Source organism: Oscillospiraceae bacterium MB08-C2-2 (assembly GCA_035621215.1).
In the GTDB taxonomy this organism is placed as follows: domain Bacteria; phylum Bacillota; class Clostridia; order Oscillospirales; family Ruminococcaceae; genus WRAV01.
The window spans coordinates 586718-599501 of sequence record CP141729.1 but is presented as its reverse complement, the minus strand read 5'-3'; the positions used below and the strand labels follow the sequence as shown (position 1 = coordinate 599501).

The window sequence follows — 12784 nt, the reverse complement described above, 5'->3', positions numbered from 1 at the left end:
TATTTTGATCGATTTTCATCGGCAACCAATATAAATATTCCCGTGTAGATTCCATTTATGTGAACATAAAATCACTCTATATCCTCTGAAACGAGGCGCTTCTCTCCCTGAATACTCTGCATGGGCTGAATATCCTGCGTCACTTCCAGCACACCCAGATATTCCCCTTCCTCACTGCGGACAGCAAAATAACGAATCAAAATATACTTGGGCCCCATATGAATCCAGAAATCCTCCTGATCCTTGCGCCCGGCTTTGAAATCTTCCACCAGCTGCTCCACAATATGCACACTTGCGGGTGGGTGGCAGTTGGAGACCTTACGGCCGATAATGGCCTTTGTGCGAGGGAATACCCGTTCCACACCCTGGGAAAAATACTTGACTGTATCATCCTTATCCACAAAGGTAATGTCGAGGGGCAGTGTATCCAGCAGGCGAACCAGCTCCTGGGTTTTCAAAACACCGGTGGGCAGTGTAATCACCCCGGCAGCAGAGGGCACTGCCTGCTCCATGACAGGGAGATTCTCCTCGGAGGGCTTCCACTGGGGAACCGAATCAAGGAGGCAATAGCCCAGCTCGCCGCTTTCATCGGCGATTGTTTTCCATTCATCCAGCGTCAGGTTTTCCAACAGCATAGGCAGAAGGATGTTTTCTTCCTTAAAGATCATATCGATGATTTTGGTCAGAAGCCCTTCCAGTTCCTGCGCTATTTCGGAAGCGCCCGCTGCCGAGAGCTTTTGTTGCAGTTCCTTGAGCTGCTGGCGAATTTCATCGTCCACACCCCACATAACCTTGGGCGGCGCAGTGATACCATACTGCTCCAAATAAGGGAAAAGCAGGTTTTCCTTTTTTAGATAATGGCGGTCAAGCTGCTCCAACTCCGATAGACCGCTTTTTAGGGCCTTCTCTGCCTTAGCATCCGGCAACTGGGCTAAACTTCCTCGAATATCCTTGATCAGCTTTTCCAGCGCACGATTTTCCTCTTTCAGGGTATGTGCCGGGTGTCCCGGAAGTTCCGAAGGGTCAGAGGGGCGGTGAATCTCCTCAATGGATCCTTTGAATACGGCAGCATGGACATCGCAAAGGCGCTGTACTTCTGCCACCGGCAGCCCGCCTGCTATGAGGGCCTGCTCCGCCTGCGCAATCTCCTCGGCCGATACATGGCCGAAAACCTCGGCAAACCTTGCCTGCACCTCCTCCACGCTTTTCCCGTCATGAAGCTGAGCAATCAGCTCCTTAAGCACCTGCTGACGGTATTCCCGGTTGTTGATCTCTGCACTCATTTCAATTCCTCCTTCATAGGGTAAAGCTCTGTTAATAGGATTCCCTGCTTTCGGGCCGACCATGCACCTCTGACATTTTCAGTATAACATATTTGGCAGAAAATTCCGTATCCGTGGTTACGGATTATAGGTGTATATCCTTATAAAGGACATGTTCTGCGTAACCTATGTTACAGAACTTACGCAAAAAATTGGTTACTATATAAACAAAGAAACAGCACTGCCGGAAAAACGCACCCGGCAAAACATAAACCATCCCTATAGGAGGCACTGCTATGAACTCTTACTTTTCTCTTTCCGATAAGGTCTATGATGTAACCGAGCGTTATCCCGAACTGATTGATCTGCTGGCCGCTAACGGGTTTGAAAATCTGCGAAACGATATGATGCGCAAAACCATTGGCAAAACCATTTCTGTTGAAACTGCACTGCGCAGCAAGCATTTTGACCCTGCACTGTTTGAACAGCAAATGGTGGAGGCAATTGAGCAAAAAAATCCGGCTCTCTCCACTGGGCTGGGAGCAGCCAAGCTGGAAAGCCCGGAGGGTGAGCTGAAACTGGCCGGTGTTCTGCCCTGCCCTATCCGTGTTCAGCTTCTGGAAAAGCTGGATGAATGGCTGAGTGGGCAAAAAGCAGTGGTCAATTACGATTTACAGGCCGCCAGCATGGGATTGGATTGGCTGCGGGATCAGGTAAGCGGCAGTGCTGACGAAACTGGTCTGGCGGATGTTTATCTTTCGGCCGGGTTCAGCCTGTTCTTTGACCGGCAGGCCATGGGGAGGCATATTGATCAAAAGGTTTTTGCTGACCTGACCGGTGCCGACCGGCTCAATCCCTGTTTTGACAATGCCGCCATTGATTTAAAGGACCCTCATGGGCAATATTCCATTATTGGCGTGGTTCCCGCTATCTTTATGGTGAATACCCAGCTGTTGGGCGATCGCCCCTTCCCGGAAAGCTGGGCCGATCTGCTTAAGCCAGAATTTGAAAACACCATTGCCCTGCCTATGCGGGATTTGGATTTGTTCAACGCTGTTTTGCTGGGAATATATAAAGAATATGGTGAAGAAGGCGTAGCCAGCTTGGGCCGTGGTCTGCTGACCTCCATGCACCCCGCTCAGATGGTGAAAACAGGCGCCAGAATGCAGGAGCAAACCCCGGTGATTACCGTTATGCCTTATTTCTTCACCCATATGGTCAAGGAAGGCGGCCCCATGCGGCCGGTTTGGCCTAAGGACGGTGCCGTTGTCAGCCCGATCTTTTTGCTGACCAAAGCCTCCGCTCGGGAAAAATCTCAACCGCTGGTGGATTTCCTCTTTTCCAAAGAGATGGGGAATGTGCTTTCCGCCAACGGAAAGTTCCCCTCAACCCACCCGGAGGTGGATAACGGGCTTTCACCGGAGCACACTTTTATGTGGCCGGGTTGGGAATATATCCACAGCCATGATATCGGCTCACTTCTGGCGGAAACAGAGCGCATCTTCTTTGAAGGGGCAGGTGGTAAAGTATGAACCTGACTATTTTTTCCGGCCCGCCCTCCTCCGGCAAGACATCGGTTATTCTCAAAACCATTGCTTCTTTTCAAAAACGGGGCATCTCGGTGGGGGTAGTCAAATTTGACTGCCTGCATACCGACGATGATTTGCTCTATGAAAAGGCGGGGGTTCCCATCAAAAAGGGGCTTTCCGGTGCTCTTTGCCCTGACCACTTCTTCGCTTCCAACATCGAGGATGTGGTTCGCTGGGGCAATCGGGAGGGTCTTGACCTTTTGATTACCGAATCGGCGGGGCTTTGCAACCGCTGTTCACCCTATCTGGTGGGAGTAAAGGGTGTATGTGTCATTGATAATCTTTCCGGCATCAACACACCCAAAAAGATCGGGCCTATGCTTAAATCCGCCGACATTGTGGTGATTACCAAAGGGGATATTGTCTCGCAGGCAGAGCGGGAGGTCTTTGCATCCCGTGTCAGCGCAGTGAACCCCAAGGCCATGGTAATGCATGTCAATGGGCTCAGCGGTCAAGGTGCCTATGAACTGAGCACCTTGCTTTATGACGAAGAGCAGCATTTGGATTCAGTGCAGGGCATGAAGCTGCGCTTTCCCATGCCAGCGGCCATGTGCTCTTACTGCTTGGGTGAAACCCGCATCGGTGAAAGCTACCAGCTGGGGAATACCAAAAAAATGGTGTGGGAGGAGGATAAAAAATGAAACACCTAACTCTTGCACAGCTTTTGAAGGAATACCCCTTTGCGGCGGATTTTTTGCAGCAAAACCGGCTCGAAACCGCAGGCTTTGAGCAGCTTACCTTTGAAGAATATCTGGCCCTCCTTACCGAAGAGGAATTGGAGGATAAAGCCATTGATATAGATCGCCTGCCCGGCGAGCTGACAGCCTATATCCAGCAGATGACCGAGTTCCTTGGCATCGAAAAAACCAAGGCAGTCAGCTCCCTGACTATTCTGCCGGGCCGAAATAAGGAAGGGTTACCGGAACAATTTGAAGAGCTGGTGATTGTGCCCTCTCAGATCGTTTCCATTGTGGGGCCAACAGGCTCCGGCAAAAGCCGCCTGCTTGCGGACATTGAATGGGCCGCACAGGGAGATACCCCCACCGGGCGCAGTATTTTGATCAACGGCTCTGTGCCGGATGCCAAATGGCGTTATTCCCCCAACAACAAGCTGGTGGCCCAGCTTTCGCAAAATATGAACTTTGTCATGGATTTAAGTGCAGGCGAATTTGTGGAAATGCACGCCCAAAGCCGTATGGTAGAAAATCCGGGCGAAATTACCCGGCGCATACTGGAAGAGGCAAACCGGCTGGCTGGTGAGAGCTTTTCAGCGGATACACCTGTCACCAGCCTCAGCGGCGGCCAATCCCGAGCGCTGATGATTGCAGATACAGCTGTTTTAAGCGCCTCCCCCATTGTGCTTATTGATGAAATTGAAAATGCGGGCATTGACCGGCGTAAGGCTCTGGAGCTTTTGGTTTCGCAGGATAAAATTGTGCTTATGGCAACCCATGATCCTCTTCTGGCCTTGATGGCTGACCGGCGCATTGTAATCCGCAGCGGCGGTATCCATGCTGTGCTGGAAACCAGCCCCGAAGAAAAAGAACTGCTCACCCAGCTGAATCAAATCGACAGTGTAATGCAAAACGCACGGCGTATGCTCCGCTCTGGTGAAGCTTTGCGGCAAAAGACCGTTTTCCCACAGTCTACAAAATGATAAAGGAGAATCAGCATGAGTAAAATTATTCGTCTTCCCGATCAGGAAGTTTTTCGCTTGGATGAGCTGGTCAAGGTTCGTTCCGGGCAGGTTGCCAGCATGGATGTAACCGACAGCAGCGACCTTCAATTTTCGCTGTTCGCCTTTGATGGCGGCGAAGGCGTCAGCGATGAGGCCTATCAGGGAGATACTCTCTACTATGTGCTCAGCGGAACACCTGTTGTCACGGTAGATGGCACAAGCCATCCTATTCCCAAGGAAAGTGGCATTGTAATCGGTTCCGGTATCGAACATGCTGTTGAAGGCAAAAGCCCCTATCAGCTGATACAAATGACCCTTGCGGACCAAAGCAAAGATGGCAAGACCACGAAAAAAGCCATTGAACATCTGGCTCCGGCGGAAGTGCTTTCACTGAAAGAGCAGGTTTCTTACGAAAGCAATCAAGTGGTCAGCCTCACACTGGCGCGCCGCCCCGAAGTGGGTTTGACACTCTTCGCCTTTGATCCGGGTACCAAAATCGGCCCACATGCCGCCCCCGGCGATGCACTCCCGTTCATTCTGGAGGGAGAAGCAGAGGTCACCATCGGCGAAAATACCTATACGGTCAAAGCCGGCGAAAGCATTATGATGCCAGCGGGCATTCCTCATGCGCTGAAAGCGGTAAAACCTTTTAAAATGCTGCTGGTGTTTGTTAAGTCATAATTTCACCCCCTAAACGGAACAGGACAAAGCACAGAAAATATGGTATACTGTCTGCAAGTGCAGAGAGTATACCATTTGATGTCCTGAAAGAAGGTGAAGGATGGTTTCAACGCTAAAAAACTGCCCGCTTTTTTCCGGTATGTCGGAAAGTGACATTGAAAATTGCCTGCGGTGCAGCAAATCGGAAATTGCTGTTTATCAAAAGGATGAGATGGTTTTTTATCAAAAGGATGTACCCGAAAAGCTGCTGGTGCTGGTTGAGGGCTCCGTTGCCGTATGCAACGATTCCAGCTCCGGAAAGCGCAGCATCGTAGCTGCCTTCAATCAGCCCGGAGAGCTGTTTGGTGAGGTTTTTCTGTTTTTGAATAAGAGAGAATACGATCACTACGCACAGGCGGTTACAGCCTCAAAGGTATTGCAGATTCCCCGGGATTTTCTTTATCACACCTGCGGAGAGGCCTGCGATTATCACACAAAGCTGATCTCCAACATCCTTTCGATTCTGGCGCAGAAGGCTTATTTTCTCAACCAAAAGCTTCAGATTCTTTCCTGCTCCACCCTACGGCAAAAAATCGCAAAGATTTTGCTTCAAAATGCTCAGCCCGATGGAAAAGTAACCCTCGCCATGAACCGGGAGGAGCTGGCCGATTTTTTGAACACAGCTCGCCCCTCTCTCTCAAGAGAGCTAATGAAAATGCAGGACGAAGACCTGCTGTATATTGAAAAAAGGCATATTTACATCACCGATCTGGAAGAAATGCAAAATATTTTGTAATTTAAAAATCCGTAACGCAAGTTACGGATTTTTTGCATCTTCTTTGTTATCATAAATGCATCGAGGAAACAACAACTGAAAAATTGGGAGGATGCATGATGGAAAATAAAATGTTTTGTTATCAGTGTCAGGAAACCGCTGGCTGCACCGGCTGCACACAAGTAGGTGTCTGTGGGAAAAAACCAGAGGTTGCCGGCATGCAGGATTTGCTGGTCTATACAACTAAAGGTATTTCCGCTGTAACCACACAGCTCCGGGCCGAAGGAAAAACGGTTGACCAAAATATCAACCACCTGATTACACTGAACCTGTTCATTACAATTACCAACGCCAACTTCGATGAAGAAGCCATTGTTGCCCGTATATTTGATACACTGGATCAAAAAAGAGAGCTGCTTGCACAGGTTGCGCATACTGAGCTGTTGCCGGAGGCTGCCCTGTGGGAATCCACAGACCGCACCCAGTTTGCCGCAAAAGCAAAAGAGGTGGGTGTGCTCTCCACCAAGGATGAGGATGTCCGCAGCCTGCGTGAACTGATTACCTATGGCTTGAAGGGGCTCTCCGCTTACAGCAAGCATGCAAATGTTCTGCTTCAGGACGATGCAGAAGTGGATGCTTTCTTGCAGAGCGCACTGGCCAAAACGCTGGATGATTCCCTGAGTGTCGCCGATTTGGTGGCTCTGACTCTGGAAACCGGTAAATACGGTGTAAATGGTATGGCTCTTCTGGATAAGGCCAACACCACCGCCTATGGCAACCCTGAAATCACCAAGGTCAACATCGGCGTGGGAACCCGCCCCGGCATTTTGATTTCCGGCCATGACCTGCGGGATATGGAAATGCTGCTTAAGCAGACTGAAGGAACTGGCGTGGATGTTTATACCCACTCCGAGATGCTCCCCGCCCACTACTACCCTGCATTCAAGAAATACACCCACTTTGTAGGGAACTACGGCAACGCATGGTGGAAGCAGAAGGAAGAATTTGAAAGCTTCAACGGCCCTATCCTCATGACCACCAACTGCATTGTTCCGCCTAAAGAAAGCTACAAAGACCGCCTCTACACCACCGGTTCGGCAGGCTTCCCCGGCTGCAAGCACATTCCCGGCGAAATCGGGCAGGAGAAAGATTTCTCCCAGATTATCGAGCAGGCCAAGGGCTGTGCTGCCCCCACCGAAATCGAGAAGGGTGAAATCATCGGCGGCTTTGCCCACAATCAGGTATTGGCTCTGGCCGATGCTGTGGTTGGCGCTGTCAAATCCGGTGCGATCAAGAAGTTCGTGGTTATGGCCGGCTGCGATGGACGTGCAAAATCCAGAAACTACTACACCGATTTTGCCAAGGCTCTCCCCCAGGACGCTGTAATCCTGACCGCAGGCTGCGCAAAATACAAATACAACAAGCTGAATCTTGGCGATATTGGCGGTATCCCCCGTGTTCTGGATGCCGGTCAGTGCAACGACTCCTATTCTCTGGCCGTGATTGCTCTCAAGCTGAAAGAGGTCTTTGGGCTGGATGATATCAACGATCTCCCCATCGCCTACAACATTGCGTGGTATGAGCAAAAGGCCGTTATCGTCTTGCTGGCGCTGCTGTATCTGGGCGTTAAGAATATCCACCTTGGGCCCACACTGCCCGCCTTCCTTTCCCCCAACGTGGCTAAGGTTCTGGTCGAAAACTTCGGTATTGCCGGAATCGGCACTGTGGAAGATGATATTGAGCTTTTCTTTGGTGAGACCACCGTTCAGGAGGCCGCTGTTACTGCGGATATGCTTATCGGCGATATCCTGCGGCAATACCCGGATGCAGCCCCGGTTCTGATGGAGTGCGGTATGCACTGCCTTGGCTGCCCCTCCTCGCAGATGGAATCCCTTGCGGATGCCTGCAAAGTGCACGGCATTGATGCAGAGGATGTTCTGGATCGGCTTAACAGCCTGCTTCAGGCATAACCAATAAAACGAAAACCGGGCTTGTTCCCCATTGGGAGCAAGCCCGGTTTTTTTCTATTTTCCAGCGACTAAACATTGCATCCCAATTGCTCACCTAGAGGCATTGCATGCTGTGAGAACAGAATTAGTATTCCATAATGTTTCGCTTTCATGGTATACTAATTCTGTTCTCACAGCATCTCCGATGGATAAAGTTTGCGGTACAACAAGTACTTTGCGCTTATGACAACATCAAGCTGTACTAAAAAGGCAGGTAGCTATGAAAAACGATCGTCTGTTTCAGCTTTTATATATTTTGCTGGAAAAAGGCTCTGCAACCGCCCCAGAGCTGGCTCAGCGGCTGGAGGTATCGGTGCGCACCATTTACCGGGATGTGGAGGCTCTTTCTATATCGGGGGTGCCTCTATACACCACCTCGGGGAAAAATGGCGGCATTTTCTTGCAGTCCGGCTATACCTTTGACAAAGCTCTTTTTTCCGATGAAGAACAGAACCAACTTCTTTTTTCACTGCAAAGCTTGCAGGCCGCCGATCAAGAGGTGGGTGTTCTGCTGGAAAAGCTGGGTGCTGTGTTTCAAAAACAGAACACCAGCTGGATTGAGGTGGATTTTTCCCGGTGGGGGCAAGGCCCTGTAGATAACCAAAGGTTTGATCTGCTGAAAACAGCTATACTGCAAAAAAGAGTGCTTCGCATCCAGTATTGCGGCACCTCCGGTGAAATTACAGAGCGGGAAATGCAGCCTTTCAAGCTTATTTTCAAGGATAAAAACTGGTATTTGCAGGCTTTCTGCCTAAAGGCCGAGGATTTTCGCCTTTTTAAGGTCAACCGCATAACGGAATTTGAGCTGACGGATCAACACTTTAGCGAGGATTTTTCTGAGGCGCCTCCGCCGGAATCCACTATGAGGCCGTTTGAATCTTCCATCACCTTGCTTCTGCGCTTTGATCCATCCGTTGCCTTTCGAATCTACGATGAGTTTAATCAGAAAAGCATCAAAAAGCAAAAGGATGGCTCGTTGTTGGTTACAGCGCACTTTCCCCCAAACAGTTGGGTTATCAGCTATCTATTTTCCTTTGGCACAGCTTTGGAAGTATTGGAGCCTGCACATTTGCGTCATGAATTGGCAGCTTGGGCAAAAACAATTTATATGCATCACAATACCTGACACACTCTTGTCAGGTTCTAACTAGTATAATTGTATTTAGAAAAGGACAATATCCTTTGAAAATATATTATATGGAGGAAGAACAATGGAAGTGAAATTTTGCCAAAGCTGCGGAATGCCCATGAATAACTCAACAGAGCTCTATGGTACAGAAAAGGATGGCAGCAAAAGTGCAGACTATTGCAGCTACTGCTATGAAAAAGGTGAATTTAATTTTCACGGCAGTATGGATGAGATGATTGAGATGTGTGTGGCCCCTATGGTGGAACATAACCCCAGTATGACCAATGAAGGTGCCCGGGAAATGATGCAGAAGTTTTTCCCAATGCTGAAGCGCTGGAAAGCCTAGAAAATTCTTAGTCGCACTAATCCCACTATCTACTCTGTAAGAACGCATTCTTGAAACGAAAAAAGGTACCATACTTCTCAAAAGAGAAATATGGTACCTTTTGCTTTACCTTGCCTGATTAGGCAGGGCGGACATCCTTGGCACGCAGCTTGCTGCTGTTTTTGGGATCCTGCTCGGTCTCGAAAACAACCTTCTGGCCTTCTTCAAGGGTTTTGAAGCCATCTACTTGAATAGCGGAGAAATGCACGAATACATCCTCGCCGCCGTCATCGTTAGAAATAAAGCCGAAACCTTTCTCTGCGTTAAACCATTTCACTGTACCTTTGTTCATGTGTCTGGACCTCCATAAAATAAATTTCTACCTGTACAAAAAATCACATGTATATGTAAGACATCAAACGTTCAATGGCTTACATATACATGTGAGGCTATTGGTACATTTAGATCTTCTTTAGTATAGCACAGCTCGGCAGAGCTGTCAATACCCATATTCAATTAAATTTTGGAAAAGAAAAATCACCCGGCTGGGCTCTTTTATCCCATTACACCAGCCGCCGGATCAAATCATCACGGTCACCCGCCAGCAGATCAATCACAGGAATTTCAATCATAGTATAAGCACCGGGTTGTTGGCGCAAAGCCGCCCGGGCAGTTCCCACCATCACCTGTGCTGTCAAAGCTGGATTGTTGATTTTCATGTTAAATTCAAACAGCTGATTCTGTGTGGTGCCCGAAACGCCTTTGCGGGTCATGTTTACCCCATGGCCCATATCCAATAGGGCATCCACATCGGATACCTGAATCACATGGGTTTCGTCATGAGAAAAATAAGGATCAGCCTTAATATCGGCAGTCACCTGCTCCAAGGTATAGCCTTCTTCCAGCTCCACATAAACCATGCGGCGATGGATACCTGTTCCCAAAGGAATGGTCATGGAAAGAGCATGTTTGACCCCTTCCTTGCCTTTAACACATACAGTGTGGCCCATGCTCATGCCGGGGCCGAAATTGGTATAGGTAAGCCCCTTCGGCGCACAAGCCTCCATGAGAGTGCGAACAACCGAATCGGAACCGGGGTCCCAGCCTGCGGAGACAATCGCCACGGCTTTGCCTTCCTTGGCAACAGAATCAAGACGCTTTTTTACATCCAGAATGGAGGTGTGAATGTCGTAGCTATCCACGGTATGAATGCCCATTTTCAGCAGCTTTTCCGCCATATCGGGGGCTGAGCGGGTAGGTGTGCACAAGATCGCCACATCCGGCTTGGAGGCCAGTTGGCTCACATCCTCCACCACCAAGGGGAGCAGTTCTGCCGGCATATCGGAGGAGGCTTTACGGCGCACAATACCGATTAATTCAAAATCAGGGGAAGCTTCAAGCGCTTGGATCACGCTTTTGCCTATATTTCCGTAGCCCACCACAATTGCTTTAATTTTCATAGTCAGTCCTCCCAAAGAGTTCAAGTTCAAAAGGGATATAAACAGCAAGGCAACCGCCTTGCAAATAAAATAGTATAAAAAAGCCCAACGGAAATAGTATACCACGCGCAGCTACGATGCGCATTCATTTTTTTAAAAAAATTGGCAGTTTTTTACTTTTCTTTAATCATCTGGATATACGGCAGCACCGAATATCCCAAACTTTCGTAGAGTTTGGCAGCCCGTGCATTGTCAGAAGAAACCTCAAGGCGAAAGCGGGCGGCATCGGCATATTCCTGTTCCACCCAAGCCAACACAGCCCTGCCCAAGCCCTTTGATTGGAAGGCAGGCAGTATATACAGCTCCTCCAACCACACAACCTCCCCCCCTGCCTCGCTGCTGTAGGAAAAGACAATCTGGAAATAGCCCGCTGTCTCACCTTCCCATTCCAGCATCAGCAACCGTACAAGAGGATTTTGAGCAAGTGCGGCATCAAAGGTTCTGGCAAAATGATCAGGCGGCACTGGGTGATTCACAGCGGGAAGCTGATAAAAACGCCCGCAAAGATTTAAAAAAATCTCTCGGTCATTCGGCTTTATATCCCGAATGGCAAGGGACTTGTTTAACATTTACTAGACCTCCGTATCCTTTTCGTAATCAAGTTCTGTCCGTCCGAAGCCAAACAGACGGTAAAAATCTGAGCGATAGCCAGCTATATCGGTGTGTTCCGCCAGATTCTCGGTGGTAATCTCGCCCCAAAGGCGGGCAACTTCATCCTGAACCCCAGGCTCCATCTCCCAGTCGTCCAAACGAATCCGATGGGCTTCGTCCACCGAAACCGCCTCCCAATCACCGGGCTCTTGGGCAAACAGGCGCTCCAGCATTCGATACATCTGCTGGATGCAATCCTCGTGGGTTCCCTTTTCTTTCATCACCTTAAACAGAAGAGAAATATACAGGGGAACCACCGGAATAGCGGAGGACGACTGGGTCACAAGAGCCTTGTTAACTGATACAAACGCTTTTCCTTCAAAGGAAGCGAGCATCTGATCGATCGCACGGCACTTTTCCTCTAAATCTTCCTTGGCCTTGCCAATGGTGCCATCCTTGTAAATAGCATGGGTAATGACCGGCCCCAGATAAGAATAAGCCACCGTGCAGCAGCCGGGAGCAAGCACACCGGCTCCTTTGAGAGCCTGCATCCAAAGCAGCCAATCCTCGCCGCCCATAACGGCAACCGTTCCTTCCTTCTCTTCCTGTGTGGCAGGTTCGATGGTCACATCGGATACCACCCCGGTGTGAAAATCCACCGTTCTGCCGGAAAAGGCCTGTCCCAAAGGCTTGATAACCGAGCTGTAGGTCTCCCCTGTTTCCGGGTCAGTGCGGCGGGGAGAAGCAAGGGAATAGATAACCATATCCACCTGACCACCGGAAAGCTGCTCCCGGATTGCCTGAATGGCCTGCTCCTTCACTTCCTTGGAATAAGCATCACCATTGATTCCAACGGCTGTCAGCCCGGCGGCCTGTGCCTCCTGCTCAAAAGCTTGGTTGTTATACCAGCCGGCTGAGGCAGTCCTGTTGCCTGAACCGGGCTTTTCAAAATAAATGCCCACGGATTCAGCACCGCAGCCAAATGAAGCAGCTATACGGGAAGCCAGACCATATCCGGTGGAGGAACCCACCACCAGCACTCTTTTGGGGCCATCAATAGGCTTCTGCCCCTGAACATACGCCACCTGCTCCCGGACATTGGCGGCACATCCCTCCGGATGGGCAGTGGTGCAAATAAATCCCCGCATTTTTGGTTTTACAATCATAAACAAACCTCACTTATACCAATCTCATTTTAAACAGTCTTTGAAATAGTTTGAAAGCAAATTAACTATACGCTGGATTTTACCGAAACCGCCAGGCCGTT

13 protein-coding genes are annotated in these 12784 nt (G+C 49.6%); 8 read left to right on the top strand and 5 right to left on the bottom strand.

Features of this window, described 5'->3' with window-relative positions; translation table 11 throughout:
• Positions 1 to 71: 71 nt before the first annotated feature.
• Complete coding sequence (locus U6B65_02610) at positions 72 to 1283, bottom strand: DUF438 domain-containing protein (protein ID WRS28034.1); 1212 nt, start codon at positions 1281 to 1283, stop codon at positions 72 to 74.
• A gap of 275 nt (positions 1284 to 1558) precedes the next feature.
• On the opposite strand from U6B65_02610, the gene U6B65_02605 reads away from it, so the two are divergent.
• The 8 genes from U6B65_02605 (at position 1559) to U6B65_02570 (ending at position 9448) form a co-directional block, all read left to right on the top strand.
• On the top strand, positions 1559 to 2794 hold the full coding sequence (locus U6B65_02605) for an ABC transporter substrate-binding protein (GenBank protein ID WRS28033.1): 1236 nt from the start codon (positions 1559 to 1561) through the stop codon (positions 2792 to 2794).
• On the top strand, positions 2791 to 3492 hold the full coding sequence (locus U6B65_02600; GenBank protein ID WRS28032.1) for a GTP-binding protein: 702 nt from the start codon (positions 2791 to 2793) through the stop codon (positions 3490 to 3492). Before U6B65_02605 ends, U6B65_02600 begins: the two co-directional genes overlap by 4 nt.
• Entirely contained in the window at positions 3489 to 4508 is a 1020-nt protein-coding gene (locus tag U6B65_02595) for an ATP-binding cassette domain-containing protein (protein WRS28031.1), read from the top strand. The genes U6B65_02600 and U6B65_02595 overlap by 4 nt, the downstream gene beginning before the upstream one ends.
• Before the next feature lie 15 nt (positions 4509 to 4523).
• Positions 4524 to 5210, top strand: coding sequence for a cupin domain-containing protein (locus tag U6B65_02590; GenBank protein WRS28030.1), 687 nt, complete (start codon positions 4524 to 4526; stop codon positions 5208 to 5210).
• 100 nt (positions 5211 to 5310) lie between these two features.
• Positions 5311 to 5985, top strand: a complete 675-nt coding sequence (locus U6B65_02585) for a Crp/Fnr family transcriptional regulator (GenBank protein ID WRS28029.1) — start codon at positions 5311 to 5313, stop codon at positions 5983 to 5985.
• Positions 5986 to 6083: 98 nt separating this feature from the next.
• Positions 6084 to 7934 carry a hydroxylamine reductase gene (hcp, locus tag U6B65_02580; protein ID WRS28902.1) on the top strand — a complete coding sequence of 617 codons (1851 nt, stop codon included), beginning with the start codon at positions 6084 to 6086 and terminating at the stop codon, positions 7932 to 7934.
• 259 nt (positions 7935 to 8193) lie between these two features.
• Positions 8194 to 9099 carry a YafY family protein gene (locus U6B65_02575; GenBank protein WRS28028.1) on the top strand — a complete coding sequence of 302 codons (906 nt, stop codon included), beginning with the start codon at positions 8194 to 8196 and terminating at the stop codon, positions 9097 to 9099.
• Positions 9100 to 9184: 85 nt separating this feature from the next.
• Positions 9185 to 9448 (top strand): zinc ribbon domain-containing protein, encoded by a 264-nt coding sequence (locus U6B65_02570; protein ID WRS28027.1) that lies wholly within the window; start codon positions 9185 to 9187, stop codon positions 9446 to 9448.
• A 118-nt stretch (positions 9449 to 9566) separates the two neighbouring features.
• Here U6B65_02570 and U6B65_02565 read toward each other — a convergent pair whose 3' ends face one another.
• The 4 genes from U6B65_02565 to fabV form a co-directional block, all read right to left on the bottom strand.
• Complete coding sequence (locus U6B65_02565; protein ID WRS28026.1) at positions 9567 to 9779, bottom strand: cold-shock protein; 213 nt, start codon at positions 9777 to 9779, stop codon at positions 9567 to 9569.
• A 211-nt stretch (positions 9780 to 9990) separates the two neighbouring features.
• Complete coding sequence (locus U6B65_02560; GenBank protein ID WRS28025.1) at positions 9991 to 10887, bottom strand: diaminopimelate dehydrogenase; 897 nt, start codon at positions 10885 to 10887, stop codon at positions 9991 to 9993.
• Positions 10888 to 11039: 152 nt separating this feature from the next.
• Positions 11040 to 11495 carry a GNAT family N-acetyltransferase gene (locus U6B65_02555; GenBank protein WRS28024.1) on the bottom strand — a complete coding sequence of 152 codons (456 nt, stop codon included), beginning with the start codon at positions 11493 to 11495 and terminating at the stop codon, positions 11040 to 11042.
• 3 nt (positions 11496 to 11498) lie between these two features.
• Complete coding sequence (fabV, locus tag U6B65_02550; GenBank protein WRS28023.1) at positions 11499 to 12683, bottom strand: enoyl-ACP reductase FabV; 1185 nt, start codon at positions 12681 to 12683, stop codon at positions 11499 to 11501.
• Between the last annotated feature and the right edge of the window lie 101 nt (positions 12684 to 12784).

Coding starts and splice junctions, on each gene's coding strand:
- U6B65_02590 (WRS28030.1), top strand. CDS start 4,524: ATGAGTAAAATTATTCGTCTTCCCGATCAGGAAGTTTTTCGCTTGGAT.
- U6B65_02605 (WRS28033.1), top strand. CDS start 1,559: ATGAACTCTTACTTTTCTCTTTCCGATAAGGTCTATGATGTAACCGAG.
- U6B65_02575 (WRS28028.1), top strand. CDS start 8,194: ATGAAAAACGATCGTCTGTTTCAGCTTTTATATATTTTGCTGGAAAAA.
- U6B65_02565 (WRS28026.1), bottom strand. CDS start 9,779: ATGAACAAAGGTACAGTGAAATGGTTTAACGCAGAGAAAGGTTTCGGC.
- U6B65_02555 (WRS28024.1), bottom strand. CDS start 11,495: ATGTTAAACAAGTCCCTTGCCATTCGGGATATAAAGCCGAATGACCGA.
- U6B65_02600 (WRS28032.1), top strand. CDS start 2,791: ATGAACCTGACTATTTTTTCCGGCCCGCCCTCCTCCGGCAAGACATCG.
- U6B65_02595 (WRS28031.1), top strand. CDS start 3,489: ATGAAACACCTAACTCTTGCACAGCTTTTGAAGGAATACCCCTTTGCG.
- hcp (WRS28902.1), top strand. CDS start 6,084: ATGGAAAATAAAATGTTTTGTTATCAGTGTCAGGAAACCGCTGGCTGC.
- U6B65_02585 (WRS28029.1), top strand. CDS start 5,311: ATGGTTTCAACGCTAAAAAACTGCCCGCTTTTTTCCGGTATGTCGGAA.
- fabV (WRS28023.1), bottom strand. CDS start 12,683: ATGATTGTAAAACCAAAAATGCGGGGATTTATTTGCACCACTGCCCAT.
- U6B65_02570 (WRS28027.1), top strand. CDS start 9,185: ATGGAAGTGAAATTTTGCCAAAGCTGCGGAATGCCCATGAATAACTCA.
- U6B65_02560 (WRS28025.1), bottom strand. CDS start 10,887: ATGAAAATTAAAGCAATTGTGGTGGGCTACGGAAATATAGGCAAAAGC.
- U6B65_02610 (WRS28034.1), bottom strand. CDS start 1,283: ATGAGTGCAGAGATCAACAACCGGGAATACCGTCAGCAGGTGCTTAAG.